Genomic DNA, 14,510 nt, shown 5'->3' with positions numbered 1-14,510 from the left:
GTGAGGTTGCTACAACGGTTCTGCGTTTCAGGAGGCAGGACATGGGTGTGATCCGACCGGCAACTTTGGCTGATCAAGAGCGGCTTTATGAGGTGGTTGTGCAAACCGGCGTGGCCGGTAAAGATGCAACGCCCCTGTATCAAGATCCTAAAATGCTCGGACATATTTACACGGCGCCTTACGTGGTTTTGGCGCCGGAGTTGGTGTTTCTCGCTGAGGTTGACGGGCAGGTCGAGGGCTATGTCTGTGGCGTGGTCGACAGCCAAGCCTATGAGGCGCGGCTTGAGGAGATATGGTGGCCCACTTTGCGGGGGAAATATCCGGCCCCTGATGTGGAGCAGCGGGCAGCGTGGTCCGAGGATGAGAAGCGGGCCGATTGGATTCACCATCCGGTGCCCACACCGGACTATGTGGTCGATCCATATCCGGCGCACATGCACATGAACTTGATGCCGGAAGCGCGCGGTGGCGGGTTGGGGCGGCGGCTGTTTGACACCTGGCTGACTGCGGCGCAGGCATTGGGTGTGGGGCCGGTGCATATTGGCGCGGACCCGAAGAATGACGGGGGTATCGCCTTTTGGCAAGCGATGGGATTTGAACGGTTGCGGCAGCCGGACGGAACGTTTGCGGAGAACACTTGTTGGATGGGGCGGCCTTAGAGCGTTTTTAAAGACCATTGGTAGATTGGGGATTTCACGTGGCTGCAAACTCAATGTTGGATGTGATTGGCGGGACGCCGTCCGTGTGGTTGGATCGCATGGTGGCGGCGCGAGGGCTTAATGGGCGTATTCTGGCGAAGCTGGATTATCTGAACCCGGGGTTTTCCAAGAAAGACCGGGCGGCCAAGGGTATTATTGAACGGGCGGTTGCGGATGGATCGTTGCGCCCGGGTCAGACCGTGGTGGAACTGACCAGCGGCAATATGGGTACGGGGTTGGCGATTGTCTGCGGGCTGATGGGCTTTCCATTTGTGGCGGTGATGAGCCGGGGCAACTCGGTGGAGCGGGCGCGGATGATGGCGGCGCTGGGCGCTGAGGTGGTTCTGGTGGATCAGTTGCCGGGATCGACGCTGGGGCAGGTGTCTGGCGCGGATTTGGCAGAGGTGGATCGCGTGGCGCGGGAGATTGTGGCGGCGCGTGGCGCGTTTCGAGCGGATCAGTTCCATCACGTAGGCAATGCGGCGGCGCATTATGAAACCACCGGCCCGGAAATTTGGGTGGACAGTGATGGCATGGTCACGGCGTTTGCGGATTTCGCGGGCTCGGGGGGGACGTATGGCGGGACCATTGCGGGGCTTCGGGCCAAGAACCCGGAGGTGCGCGGCTATTTGGTGGAGCCGGAGGGCGCGGCGGCTTTGGCTGGTGCAGAGGTCACCGCGCCGGATCATCCGATCCAGGGCGGGGGCTACAGCATGGCAGCGTTGGACTTCCTGCAAGATGTATCTGTTGACGGCTACCTGACCGTGGATGGCGAGACGGCGCGGGCTACGGCGCAGGCTTTGGCAAAGGAAGAGGGTGTCTTTGGTGGGTTCTCTGCCGGGGCCAATGTCGCTGCGGCGTTGCAGCTTTTGGCGGGGCCAGAGAAAGGCGGCGTTGTTGCGGTGGTGATCTGTGACAGCGGACTCAAATATCTGTCGACGGATTTGTGGGGCTAGGAGCCAGCACCTCTCGACGCTCAAAAAATGTATCCAATATACATTGAATCAAGTTTTATTGGGGCCTGACGAGGGTCTTGTTTGCGCAAGCCGCTCCGCCTAGGGTGCATGTCGCAAAGTGAACATCTGTTCACTGCGCCAATAAAGTAAGCCAACGGGACACCGAGCCACATGCGCGAGAAGATTTTAGACGCCACCGCAGCGATGCTGGTGGCACATGGCACACAAGCGTCGATGAGTAAGATTGCCAAGCAGGCCGGAGTTGCGACCGGCTCGCTCTATAATCATTTCGAAAACAAAGATGTGCTGATCCGTGCGGTCTATGAAGAGTTGGGCGCGATTGTGGAGCAGGCCTTGGTGGCGGGCGATGATCCAAGCTTGCCTGCAACAGAGCGGCTGAAGGCCTACATTGATCGTCAGATTGACTTTGTTTGGTACAATGAAAACCACGCCGACCTGCATGAGTACCTGTCCAATGTGCCGTTGTTGCCGCGTGACGAGGTGCTCGACAGTTTCAACCGGACATCTGATTTCATCGCGGGCCTGCTGCGGCAGTTGCAGGACGAGGGCTGGGTGATTGCAGGCGATGTGGGGGTGATTGGCGGCTACATCGGTGGTGGCGTGCGCAATACGTTAAAATGGCAGCGCTCGCTGGGCGTGACGCTGACCGATGAGATGCGGGAACTGGTGCATAGGCTGTGTCTGCACGGGGTGCGGACGGAGGCCTAAGCTGGATTAATAGTCGCGCTGGAAGAAGATGCCGATGCCGGTGTCATCATCTGAGCCCACCTTGCCCTTTACCGTCAGGCTATCGGTGACGTCGAGGTTGAGGCTGATCGAGCTTTTGCCTGTGCTGTCCACGCCGACCTCTGTGTATACGTTTTCATTGATGTATTTGCCGGCGCGCAAACCGGGCGTGCCGGATTCGTCGAAGGTCAGTCCCAGGTCATCCAAGCCTGAGTTTTCCCCCAAACGCGGGCCTTGTGGGCCTGCGCCGGAGAGTTGCGCCAAAGCGGCGGCCAGTTGCGCGGCCTGCAGCGCGGAGATGCTGGAGAGGTCGCGGCCAAACAGCAGTTGGGAGAGCACCTCGTCTTCGGGCAGGTCCGGATCGCTTTCCAGTTCAATCTTGGGGTCGTCGAGGCGGCCATCCAGAATCACGTAGATGGTGGCGTCGGGTTGCTCAGAAATTGCGACCACGCGCATGGTCGGGACCAAATCGCCCAACATAGAGATGCGGCCTTCGTCCAGTTCGAAGTTTTTGGACAGGAAGGACAGACGGCCGCGGATCAGGTCGATCTCTCCATTGGGACGGATGTCATTGGTGGTGCCGCCAATTTGCATGCCGCCATTGAAGTCCGCATTCAGGCCAAGGCCACGCACAGCGATGCGTTCGCCGGTTTGAATGTTGATATCGAGCCCGAAGGGGGGGGCGGAAGAGCCGCCTTTTTCCTTGGCGATGAGGCCCGCGCGGTCGCGAGTCAGGCGCACTTTGGACGGCTCGTTGATGTGGCGGATGTCGGGGATCGGCCCTGCGCCTGCAAGTCCAACCGGCGTGACGTGGATGTCGGTTTTGCCGAGCACGATGTTACCCGCGATGTTGCCGCCACCGGTGAGGGGGCCGGAGAGGGTGATGGTGCCATCCACCTCGGTTTTCAGAAGTTGGCCTTGTTGGATGATGATGTCGGTCAGGGTGACCGGCAGGTTGGCGGAGAACGGCGGGGCGAGGGCGACGTTGCCATTCACGCCGATCTGGCCACCGCCCGAAAACTGCGTGGTGATGTTGAGGTCTGCCGCGCGGCCATTGAGGCCAACCGTGCCGCGAATGTCCTCAAAAGCGACCCGTAAATCCGGTAGCACAAACCGGGCGCCACCCAGAGTGACCGTACCGGTGACAGCTTGTGGTCCCAACGCGCCCCTGAGGCGCAGGTCATAGTTCGCGATGCCTTGAATGGAGTTGGGTTGTAGGAAGACGTTGGCGGCGGCTAGCGGCACGGTGCCACTTACTTCAAAATCGCTGGCGCTGCCTGCCGGATCAATCAGCCCCTTGCCTGTGCCGCGGGTGTCAAACGGGCCGGTGCCGTTGAAAGCAACTTGCCAGCCGTTGGAGGCTTGTTCCGCGGAGGCTTGGATGCGGGCTTTGCCCGGAAGTTCGGGCACAAACACCTGCACTTGGCCGATCTCCAGGTCCACGTCGGCTGCGCCATTGCCAGATTGCGGCAGGGTGGCGCGGATGGTGGCGGTGGTCTGAGCCGGGGCGGTGGCGGACAGGTCAAAGGCCCAGTCCGCACCAGTTTGCACGGCGCGGCCTTTGGCGGTGGCGGGGCCGTTCACGCCTTCGAGCAGCAGTGCGACCTCATTGAGTGAGGCCTCAAAGGTGAGGTCGCTGTTTTGGCTGGCAAGGGTGCCAGACCCGGACGCGGAGAGTTGGGCGGTTTTCACGTCTGCCTCGCGCAGGGTGATGCCAGTCTCGTCTCGTTTGGCCGAGATTTTCAGCGTGCTTTCACCCGCCAGCAAAGCGTCCGCGCGGTCGTCCGAAATGGCGAGGTCCTGTCCGGTGGCGCTGAGGGTCAGGTCGAAGCCTTGGGAAATTGGCAGTACCGCGCCGTTGAGCCCCGCGGACAGGCGGCCGCTGAGATCGCGCTTGGCGAAGGGGGAGAACAGCGAGATGTCGGCGACTTCCAGCGTGGCATCGGTGTCGATGGTCAGGTCCTGACCACTGCCGGTGACATGCACGTTGCCCTGCGATCCTAGACTGTTGGTGCGCAGGCTGTAGTTGGACAACTTGACCCCTTTGTCTTTTTCCCAGACCACGTCGCCTTGAAAGCCGCCGTTGGAGCCGACCACCGTTGCGAGATCCGGGTCAGACAGTTCCAATCCCCGCATGCCCATTTGAAGCTGCGCCTCAACATGTGGCGTGGGCTGTTCTTGAAGGGTGCCTTCGCCAAACAGGGCCACGCGGGCCAGCGTGAGCGTGTCGGTTTGCACCTCATCCATGGTGCCGCTGAGAGTCCAGCGATCACCGTCCGCATGGTTGAACTTCGCCGCCAGTTCGGCGCTTTGCACGTAATTCTTGGGGCCCTTGAGCGGCAGCAGCACGGGCTTGCCGGTATCGTCGCGCAGTTGGATGTCGAGATCAAAGCTGTCTGGCAGACCGTTTGCGTCTATCGCCATTTCGCCGTTCAGGTTTAGGGAGCGGGAGCTGAGCAGAAGCTGTTGCAGCGTGATGCGTCCATCCCCAAAGCGGCGCAGCAGGGTGCTGAAGCCGATGTTTTCCCCGAGGAAGTCTTTGTAGTCTGGCGCAAAGAGCGGCGCCATGTTGCCACCCAGATCGGCGCGCACCACTTGTGTAGCCGTATCTTCCGGTGTGGCACCGGGCTCGGTGGCCAGTTCCACAGAGCCTGCGAGGCGCTGTTCGCCGTCGCTGGTCAACAGAATGTCGGCGATGAAATCATCCAGTGGACCTTCGCCCAAAACAGTGAGCGCCATGGGCGGCTCGCCGGGGATTTTGGCCTGAGTCACCAGTAGTCCACCGGCGTCTTCGTGTACTTGCAGGTCTATGCGCAGTTGGCGCGTTTCATTGGAGAAGGCACCATCCAGAGCAAAGCGCGCGGCGGGGCCATCCAGCCGTGCGGCGGACAAGAGCGCCTCGCCGCTGCCGCCTTCGAGGATCAGGCGCGCGGTGAGGGAGAGGTTGAGCTCTTCGCCCAGAAAACTCTCACCCAGAGTGATGCGGTCAGCCTTCAGGGACTGAATGTTGATGCTTACAGGCAGTTCAGGCAGCGAAAAAGGTGTGGCTTCTGCCGTGGGTGGTGCGCTTGGATTTGGGGCCGGGGCGCGGGCGAGGATGATTTCATTGGCGCTCAGCTCGTTGACGTTGATGTTGCCGCGCAGCACGGCGAGGCGGTTCCAGTTCAACGTCATGCCGCGCATGGTCAGCCAGGTGCCATCGGCGTCTGACATGCGAATCTCTTCGACCGTGGCGTTGGAGCTGATCGCGCCTTTGAGGCCGATCACCTCAACCGTGCGGCCTTCGCCGGACAGGGCATCCTCCAGGAAGTTGGTCAGCATGCCTTTGTCTTCGTCACTGGCCTCTTGCTGTTCCGCATCTTGAGCAGAAAGCGTCAGCGGCCAGATCAGGCAGAGGAGAAGCGCAAGATACCGCATCAGTAAGCGTGTCCAATCCCGATGTAGAGTTGCAGACCATCACCGGTGTCGCCTTCTACCGGCGCGGCAAGGTCAAGGCGCAGCGGGCCAAAGCCGGTGTTGTAGCGCACGCCCAGACCGGCACCCGAGTGCCATTTGCCGTCGCCGCTGAAGTCTGACTTCTCGCCGACAAACCCGGCGTCATAGAAGGCCACGGCGGAGAAGTGGTTGTTGATTTTCACCCGCATCTCGCCGGAGAGGCCCAAGAAGGACAGGCCGCCGCTATCGATGCCATTCACGGTCACAAAGTTGGACTGATAGGGCTGACCACGCACCGTGCCGCCGCCACCGGAGTAGAACAGCAGGTCGGGCGGGGTGTTGCGGATGGACGGCCCCAGGATGGTGCCAAATTGCAAACGGCCCGCGGCGATCACGCCGTTGTCGGCCCCAAAGCCACGATAGCCGCGCAGATCGCCTTTGAGGTAGAGGGCGCTGTCCGCTTCGGCGTAGCCATAATATGGGAAGGCGTTGCCTTCGATGTAGTAACCGCGTGTCGGGTTGGCGATGTTGTCGCGCCGGTCCATTTTGGTGGTCACCGGCACCCCAATCAGATGCAATTTGCGTTCGCCGTAGTTGTCGTCCACGTCAGAGAAATAAAGCCCCAGGCCAGCTGTGGTTTCAAAGCGGTCTGAGTGGATGGTTTTCACGCCAACGCCCAAAGACAGGCTGCGCAAGAAATAGAGGTCTTCGTCTTCTTGCTTGAGTTCGGCGCCCAATGTCAGCGCGGTGTTGGCGCCAAAAGTGGCCGGGCGGGAGTAGCGTGTGCCAAGGATGTAGTTCACGCCGCTGTTCTGCGCACCGAGATTTTCGATGGCAAAATCAAAACGCAGATTTTCCGCACCGCCATTGAGGTTGCGGTGCATCCAATAGGCCGAGAGGCTTAGGCCGTCGCGGCTTTCGAGTTCTGCACCAAAGCCAATTCGGCGTGGTGGGTTGTCCACCAGAGCGAGTTCCATATCCAGCGTGCCGTCTGGATTGGGCTCATCCGCTTCGCGCAGATCGATGGTGCGGAAGGTTTCGGTGCGGCGCAGACGCGATGTGACCTGGGCCACGGATTGCGGGCTGAAGGTTTCGCCTTCCGGCAGGTCGGCGATCTCACGCACCCGTTCCGGGCGCACGTTGGATTGATCGTCATAAATCAGTTTGCCAAAGGTTAGCTTGGGGCCGGGATCCATGGTCAGATCAACGTCCAGCGTGGCCTTGCGATGATCGGCGGTGATGCTCTGATCGCTGACTTTCGCTTTGGCGTGGCCTTCGTCGCGCCAGCCGTCTACCCCCGCGCGGGCGGCTTTTTCGATTTCCGGCAGGCTGGCGGGTTGGTTGGGGGCAAAGCCCTCTGGCAGCTCTGTGGCTGGAACTATCGGCGCGATTTTGGTGTTGCCAAACTTGAAGTTGGGACCGGGGTCGACCTGATACACCACCTGCGCAACCGAGGATTTGGTGGCGAAGGGGGAGATGTTGTGCGCCTCTTGCCCATCCACACGGATAGACACATTGGGGCTGAAGTGCCCCAAGGAATAGAGCGTGCTGACCAAGCGGCGATAATCGGATTGGGCGGCGGCAATAATGTCCTGCGGATCACTGCTGCCTTCTTCTTTGGCGGCAGAGGTCAGGGTCGCGGCCAGCAAGCGTTCTTGCAGAGCTTCGTCGCCGTTTGAGGTGGTCAGTTGGATGTCAAATGCCTGTGCAGGCATGGCCAGCCCGGCGCACAGGGTTGTGGCCAACAGCGTGGCCTTGCCCGAAAAAAGGACCCGTCGTGCGCCTGTCTGCAAAGCATCCCCCATGCGCGCCAAAAACTCTTCAAAATGCTCGGGCAACAGGCAGAACGTTGCCCCTTAGCGGTAGACTAGACCAAGCGTGACTCCGTGGCCAGACAGCATTCACATACTTCTCCGAGGATCGGCGAAGGGAAGCTATGCAAAGGCGATATCACCGCGTAAGACTGAGGCACATTGTCATGAGAATTCTTATGCCAGGGCTACAACAGTTTCTTCCCGTCGTCTTAGTACGAAGCCTTTTGTTTTATGTGCTTGCCGGTGTTGCGGCGGTGCCTTTTTTGTTGTGTTGGCCTGCGCTGCGCGGACCACGCAGGACCGTCTATGCCATTGTGGATCGCTATCTGCGGGTCCTGTTGTGGCTGCTGCGCAGAGTGTGCGGCATCCAGCTTCGGCTTGAGGGACGGGACAGCTTGCCCGAGGGACCTGTGTTGATCGCATCTCAGCATGAGAGCACGTGGGAGACGTTGTTTTTCCAAGTGCTGTTTGATCATCCGGTGATGTACGCCAAAGCGCCAATTTTTTACTATCCGGTGTTTGGCCCGGTCGTGCGCAAGTTTGGTCATATTCCGGTGACGGCCGGGGCAAGCGCGGATGCAATGCGCGCGGGGTTTCGTGCGGGGGCAGCAGCGGCGAAAGATGGCCGGAGTTTGGTGATTTTTCCCAGTGGCACACGTCGTCAGGAAGCGCATGCCCTGCAAGCCGGGGTTGGGGTGCTGTATCAACTGGCCGGTGTGCCAGCAGTGCCGGTCCGGTTGAACTCTGGCGCGGTGTGGCCGCATGGCAGTTGGTTGAAGTTTCCAGGCACAGTCGAACTGCAGATTGGACCACCGATTGAGGCCGGTTTGGACCGGCGCGATTTTATGCAAATTTTGAGCGGATATTTGGCAGATTAGAGCGGTTTGCAGCCGTAGGAAAATCCCTAAAATTTCTCATGTATTCCATATGTTAAGGTGGGGGTAAGAGCTGGCGTTTAGGTGTCGTTGTCAGGGTGAGAAAAAGGGTGACGGCGATGGCTGATAGTTCCAACGGCGCTCCGGTGATCATTAAACGTAAGAAGGTCATCGCAGGCGACGGACACCACGGTGGGGCGTGGAAAATTGCATACGCGGATTTTGTGACCGCCATGATGGCATTCTTTTTGCTGATGTGGCTGATCAACGCGACAACCGAACAACAACGGCTGGGGATTGCAGAATTCTTCAGCCCAACGGTGCCATTGAACAAAGTGTCCGGTGGCGGCAACGCCATGTTTGGCGGTGACAGCGTGCAGGAGCATAATATCCTGTCGCAAACCGGCGTGGGTGGTTTGCCAACGGCGTTGAAAGAGAATCCGGATCCGGTTGAGTTTGAACAGCCCGGCAGCAAAGGCGAAAACGCCGAGTTTGAAACCGTCGAAGACATGCTGATTGGTGGCGGTGGTGAAAGCCTGCTGGCGGATAATTTGCTCAAGCATGTGGTGACTCGTTTGACCGACGAAGGTCTGGTGATCGAGATCTTTGATTCCGAAGACCAGCGGTTGTTTAAGCCCAAGAGCGCGGTGCCGATGCCCATTCTGGTTGATTTGGCCAAGGTGCTGGCAGAGGTGTCCAACATGGTGACCAATGACGTGGCGGTGGAAGGCCATGTGCGCACCAGTGTGATTACCGTGCGGGAAAATCCAAGTTGGCAGCTGTCATCGATTCGCGCAAATGAGCTGCGGAAGCTGATGGAGGCCCATGGTTTGGAGACTGAACGGGTGGCACGAGTGACGGGTCACGCGGATCGCGAACCGGTGTCTAATGTGCCGCGGGACCTGCGCAACAACAGGATTGAGATCATCCTGCTGAGAAAGGATCGCTGAAGCTAAAAGGAAATATGGTACGCCGTTAGGCCGCTGTTAATTCCGATTGTCGTAACCAAGCAGACGACGACCGAATTGATACAGCAGAAAGGCGTACCATGTCGATTTCCTCTTCGCTTAATGCCGGTGTGGCCGGGCTCAATGCCAATGCCACCCGTCTGGCGACCATCTCTGACAACATCGCGAACTCTGCGACCTATGGCTATCGCCGGGTTGAGACTGATTTCCAGTCTATGGTGACCGGTGCCAGTGGTGGTAAATATTCCGCAGGCGGCGTGCAGGCGACCTCCCGCCGTTTGATTGATGAAGGCGGCTCGTTGACGCCAACCACCAACCCGACCGATCTGGCGGTGCGTGGTCGTGGCTTCCTTCCTGTGGCCGCTGCCACATCGATCAAAGCAGGCGATACCAGCCCTCAGATGATGTTGGCCACAACTGGGTCTTTCCGTCCGGATGAGGATGGCTATCTGGTTTCTGAAGCGGGTCTGAGCTTGATGGGGTGGCCTGCGAACGCTGATGGCACGATTCCAAACTATCCGCGTGATACCGATACGGGGTTGAGCCCGATTCGCCTTTTGACATCTCAGTTGGTAGGTTCTCCGACGACCTCGGTTGATCTGGGTGTGAACTTGCCAGCAACCTCCACCGTGGCGGGTGCTGCGGGTACCATGGAAACGTTGAGCATCGAATATCACGGCAACCTTGGTCAGGCTGAAACTCTGAACATTGAGTTTACGCCAACCGTGCCAGCGGCAGGTGCTTCCAATGAGTGGAACATGGTGATCCGCGATTCGGCGTCCGGCGGCGCGATTATCGGCGACTACACCATGACCTTTGATGATGGTCGTACCTCCAGTGGCTTGTTGCAGAACGTCGTGTCCAATCCTCCCGGCGGTGCGTACGACCCGCTGACCGGCAGTGCAATTCTCAACGTGGCCGGTGGTCCGTTGGAGTTCAGCATTGGCATGATTGGTACCGAAGGTGGCATGAGTCAGTTGGGTGACGACTATGCACCACTCAACATCGATAAAGACGGCGCCCCCGTGGGCTCAATGACCTCTGTTGAGGTCGATAACAATGGCTATGTCTTTGCGTATTTTGACACTGGCATCACGCGCCGTATTGCGCAGATCCCGCTGGTGGATGTGCCAAATCCTAACGGCCTGGACATCTCTTTGGACTTCCAGACCTACGTGCCATCCAATGAAAGTGGTCCGTTCTTTATGTGGGATGCCGGCACCGGCCCGTCTGGTGAGCTTCTGTCTTATGTCCGCGAAGAATCGGCCACCGATGTGGCGGGTGAGCTGACCGATATGATCCAGACTCAGCGCGCCTACAGCACCAACGCCAAGGTCATTCAGACCGTGGATGAGATGCTGCAAGAAACCACCAATATCAAACGCTAACTAGCCGCGCCGAGGCCGTAGTTGGCCGGAAAGGATAAGCCATGAGCATTTCAAGCGCTCTTTCCAATGCACTTACTGGACTGACGGCCTCAGCGCGCCGGGCAGAAGTGGTGTCTTCCAACATCTCCAATGCCATGACCGAAGGCTATGGGCGGCGGTCCCTCAATCAATCTGCCGCCCTTTACGGCTATTCCGGTGGTGTGAAATTGGAGGGCACGTCGCGCCACGTGAACCCAGTGACCATCGCGGAACGTCGTTTGGCGGATGCGGGCTCCGCATTGGCAAACGGCACAAGCGCTTTTTACAATCGACTGGAAAGCATGGTGGGCACGCCAGATGATCCGACCAGTCTGTCTGGTGTGGTGGCGACCTTTGAAAGCTCCATGGCGATGGCCACGGGTGCGCCGGACAGTGACATTCGTCTGGCCAATATGTCTCAGGATGCTGAGCGCATCGCCAATGCGTTTAATGACGCCTCTGACGGCATTCAGAAAATGCGCACCGAGGCGGACACCAACATCGGCAATATGGTGGATAGTCTGAATTCCCTGCTGAAAGAAACCGAAGAGGTGAACCGCAAGATTTCTCTGGCGATCAACCAGGGTCAGGAAACCGCCTCGCTAGAAGATCAGCGCCAGGTTTTGATTGACCAGATTGGCGAGTTGGTGCCAGTGCGTTTGACCCCGCGTGATCGCGGTGGCGTGGCGCTCTATACGACCAATGGCGCGGTGTTGCTGGACGGCAAAGCGGCAACAATCGAGTTCACCGAGGTGGGCACAGTTGAGCCGCATATGACCGAGGCCAATGGCCTGCTGAATGGCATTTCGATCAACGGCTACCCGATGCGTATCGACAGCGACAAAGGTGCGCTGGCCGGTGGCGCCATTGGGGCTCAGTTTGCGATTCGCGATGAATTTGGCACCCAGGCTCAGGCTGATCTGGATGCTGCCGCGCGTAACCTTGTGGAGCGTTTTCAGGATCCGACGATGGATCCGACGCTCGGCGCAGGGGACCCGGGGATTTTCACCGACGCGGGTCTGGCGTTTACCGCCGCCAACGAGGTTGGCCTGGCCGGGCGTCTGGAGCTGAACAATCTGGTAGACATTGACGGTGCCGGGGAAACCTGGCGGTTGCGCGACGGTTTGGGCGCTGCAGCGCCGGGCGATTCCGGTGATGCGACCCATTTGAACCGTATGCTGGACGCGATGAAGGAGCAGGTTGTGCCTGTGTCGGGCGGCTATGGCAGCAAGGCTGTCTCCATGAGCGAGATGAGCGGCAAGTTCCTCTCCAGCGTGGCTGGTGCCCGTGTGCAGAGCGACCAGGATATGGCCTTTGCCTCTGCGCGCCTCAACTCACTTGAGGAGATGGAACTGCTCGATGGTGTGGACACCGATCAGGAGCTGCAAATGCTGATGCTGGTGGAGCAATCCTACGCCGCCAACGCCAAGCTGATTCAGGCCGTGGATGAAATGATGCAAGAACTGTTGAGGATCGGATGACCATTACATCGATAGGTGACATGGCGCAGCACATGATGAACACGCGCCGCACAACTTCGGTTAAGCAGGACCTCAACCGGCTAGCTTATGAGCTGGGCTCGGGCCGTAAGGCGGATGTGGCGAAGGCGTTAAAAGGCGATTTCAACATGCTTGCGGGTGTGGAGCGTCAGCTGACCGTTTTGGAAGGCTATGACATTGCGGCCAAAGACGCGTCGCTGTTTCTGGAAACCGCGCAGTCCACTCTGGATCAGATCCAAACCGTGACCGGTGATCTGGGCCGCGATCTGTTGTCTGCCTCCGAATCCGGCCTCTCGGCGTCTGTGGTCAGTGTGGCCAAAACCGCCCGCAATGATTTTGAGGCAATTGTCAGCGCGTTGAACGGGCGCGTGGCGGACCGCTCTCTTTTTGCGGGCACCGCCACCGATGGCGCGCCGTTGGTTGATGCCAACAGTATGATGACGCAGATTTCTGCAGCTGTTGCAGGGTCGGCCACCATTTCCGACATTGTGACCGCGGTGGATGACTATTTCATGTCCGCTGGAGGTGGCTTTGAAACCGGTGCCTACACCGGATCTCTCAACGATCTGGCACCGATGCGCCTGAACGACAACCAGTCGGCGGACTTTAATGTCCGCGCCGACAGCACAGAGCTGCGCGAAGCGATGCGCGATTCCGCACTGGCCGCGCTGGCCTTGGATCCGGGCCTGAACCTGGACCTCACCGAGCAGAAACAGCTGATGGAAATTGCCGGTGAGCGGCTTTTGACTGGTCAGGACAACCTGACAAGCGTGCGCGCGGACATCGGTTTTAACCAGGAACGTGTCGAGAATGCGATGGCGGAGAATTCTCTGTCGCGCAGCTCGATGCTGATGACGCAGAGCGATCTGCTCTCTGCGGACCAAACGGATGTGGCGGGCAAGCTGCAGGCCGTGCAGGTGCAACTTGAGATGGTCTACACGATCACGGCCCGTCTCTCCCAACTCACGTTGGCAAACTATGTAAGGTGAATGATCTCATGGGCTTAGCAAGAATGCTACTGCTCCTCGTACTGATGCCAGTCATGGCAGCAGCAGCGCCGATCCGGATCAAAGATCTGGTAGAATTTGACGGTGTACGAGGCAATGATCTGGTTGGCTACGGTTTGGTGGTTGGCCTGAACGGAACCGGGGACGGGCTGCGGAATGCGCCGTTTACCGAAGAAATTATGAGCAATATTCTCGAACGGTTGGGTGTGAACATCACCGGCGAGAACATGCGTCCCAAAAATGTGGCGGCGGTGTTTGTAACCGCAACGCTTCCGCCCTTTGCCCGCGCAGGCGGCACGGTGGATGTGACCATTTCGGCAATTGGCGATGCCAAAAGCCTTTTGGGCGGCACATTGGTAATGACGCCGATGAATGCTGCCGATGGTGAGATCTACGCAGTCGCCCAGGGCACGGTGATCGCAGGGGGCGTGGCAGCCGAAGGCGAGGCCGGCGGCGTCGTCAAGGGCGTGCCCACGTCGGGTGTGATCCCCTCCGGCGCCCGCATTGAGAGAGAGATCGACTTCGATTTTTCCACGCTGACCAACATGCGTCTGGCGTTGCGGGAGCCGGATTTCACAACAGCCGGTCGGATTGAGGAAGCGATCAACCGAAGCTATGGCCGCCGTGTGGCACTGATGCTGGATGCGGGCACCGTGCAGGTAGATATCGATCGCACCAATCAGCCCTCTCCAGCTCATGCGCTGAGCCAGATTGAAAACATCTCTGTGGAGCCCGAACGCAAGGCCCGCGTGGTGGTCGATCAACGTTCCGGCACCATTGTGATGGGCGACGATGTGCGGATTTCCCGTGTGGCGGTCTCCCAAGGTGGCCTAACGCTCAGGGTACAAGAAACCCCGTTGGTGGTGCAACCAAACCCGTTTGCCGATGGCGAAACCGTGGTGGTGCCGCGCACCGAGGCGGAGATTGATGAGGATGAAGGCATTGGCCTCGCCGAGGTGCCGATGGGCACGTCGCTGAGTGAAGTGATCGAAGGTCTGAACGCGCTGGGAGTGGCCCCGCGCGATATGATCGACATCCTCAAGAGCATCAAAGCGGCGGGTGCGCTGCACGCGGAGTTCATTGTGCGCTAAGCCACACAACAAGA

General features: G+C 59.1%; 11 protein-coding genes. 9 read left to right on the top strand and 2 right to left on the bottom strand.

Features of this window, described 5'->3' with window-relative positions; genetic code table 11:
• The first annotated feature begins 41 nt into the window (after positions 1–41).
• The 3 genes from SIB38_RS02130 (at position 42) to SIB38_RS02120 (ending at position 2,383) form a co-directional block, all read left to right on the top strand.
• Positions 42–659 carry a GNAT family N-acetyltransferase gene (locus SIB38_RS02130; RefSeq protein ID WP_412551240.1) on the top strand — a complete coding sequence of 206 codons (618 nt, stop codon included), beginning with the start codon at positions 42–44 and terminating at the stop codon, positions 657–659.
• A gap of 38 nt (positions 660–697) precedes the next feature.
• Complete coding sequence (locus SIB38_RS02125; protein ID WP_412551239.1) at positions 698–1,654, top strand: PLP-dependent cysteine synthase family protein; 957 nt, start codon at positions 698–700, stop codon at positions 1,652–1,654.
• Positions 1,655–1,825: 171 nt separating this feature from the next.
• Entirely contained in the window at positions 1,826–2,383 is a 558-nt protein-coding gene (locus tag SIB38_RS02120) for a TetR/AcrR family transcriptional regulator (RefSeq protein WP_294115666.1), read from the top strand.
• Between the two features lie 6 nt (positions 2,384–2,389).
• On the opposite strand, the gene SIB38_RS02115 is transcribed toward SIB38_RS02120, so the two are convergent.
• Both SIB38_RS02115 and SIB38_RS02110 read right to left on the bottom strand, forming a co-directional pair.
• On the bottom strand, positions 2,390–5,818 hold the full coding sequence (locus tag SIB38_RS02115; RefSeq protein ID WP_294115667.1) for a translocation/assembly module TamB domain-containing protein: 3,429 nt from the start codon (positions 5,816–5,818) through the stop codon (positions 2,390–2,392).
• Complete coding sequence (locus SIB38_RS02110; RefSeq protein WP_294115669.1) at positions 5,818–7,551, bottom strand: autotransporter assembly complex protein TamA; 1,734 nt, start codon at positions 7,549–7,551, stop codon at positions 5,818–5,820. Before SIB38_RS02110 ends, SIB38_RS02115 begins: the two co-directional genes overlap by 1 nt.
• Before the next feature lie 221 nt (positions 7,552–7,772).
• Here SIB38_RS02110 and SIB38_RS02105 point away from each other — a divergent pair, with 221 nt between their 5' ends.
• The 6 genes from SIB38_RS02105 (at position 7,773) to SIB38_RS02080 (ending at position 14,496) form a co-directional block, all read left to right on the top strand.
• The gene (locus SIB38_RS02105) at positions 7,773–8,528 is read left to right on the top strand and encodes a lysophospholipid acyltransferase family protein (RefSeq protein ID WP_412551238.1); all 756 of its coding nucleotides are present in this window, start codon (positions 7,773–7,775) and stop codon (positions 8,526–8,528) included.
• Positions 8,529–8,644: 116 nt separating this feature from the next.
• A complete protein-coding gene (locus tag SIB38_RS02100) occupies positions 8,645–9,475 on the top strand; it encodes a flagellar motor protein MotB (protein ID WP_294115672.1) in 831 nt (276 codons plus the stop codon).
• A gap of 98 nt (positions 9,476–9,573) precedes the next feature.
• Positions 9,574–10,881 (top strand): flagellar hook protein FlgE, encoded by a 1,308-nt coding sequence (locus tag SIB38_RS02095; protein WP_294115674.1) that lies wholly within the window; start codon positions 9,574–9,576, stop codon positions 10,879–10,881.
• A 41-nt stretch (positions 10,882–10,922) separates the two neighbouring features.
• Positions 10,923–12,380, top strand: a complete 1,458-nt coding sequence (gene flgK, locus SIB38_RS02090) for a flagellar hook-associated protein FlgK (RefSeq protein ID WP_294115676.1) — start codon at positions 10,923–10,925, stop codon at positions 12,378–12,380.
• On the top strand, positions 12,377–13,387 hold the full coding sequence (locus SIB38_RS02085) for a flagellin (protein ID WP_294115677.1): 1,011 nt from the start codon (positions 12,377–12,379) through the stop codon (positions 13,385–13,387). The genes flgK and SIB38_RS02085 overlap by 4 nt, the downstream gene beginning before the upstream one ends.
• Positions 13,388–13,410: 23 nt before the next feature.
• The gene (locus SIB38_RS02080) at positions 13,411–14,496 is read left to right on the top strand and encodes a flagellar basal body P-ring protein FlgI (RefSeq protein ID WP_412551237.1); all 1,086 of its coding nucleotides are present in this window, start codon (positions 13,411–13,413) and stop codon (positions 14,494–14,496) included.
• Positions 14,497–14,510 lie beyond the last annotated feature (14 nt).

The sequence above is a fragment of the Shimia sp. MIT910701 genome (assembly GCF_047126315.1).
Lineage (GTDB): Bacteria > Pseudomonadota > Alphaproteobacteria > Rhodobacterales > Rhodobacteraceae > Shimia.
The sequence above is the reverse complement of the archived record's forward strand: the minus strand, read 5'-3'. Positions and strand labels throughout refer to the sequence as shown.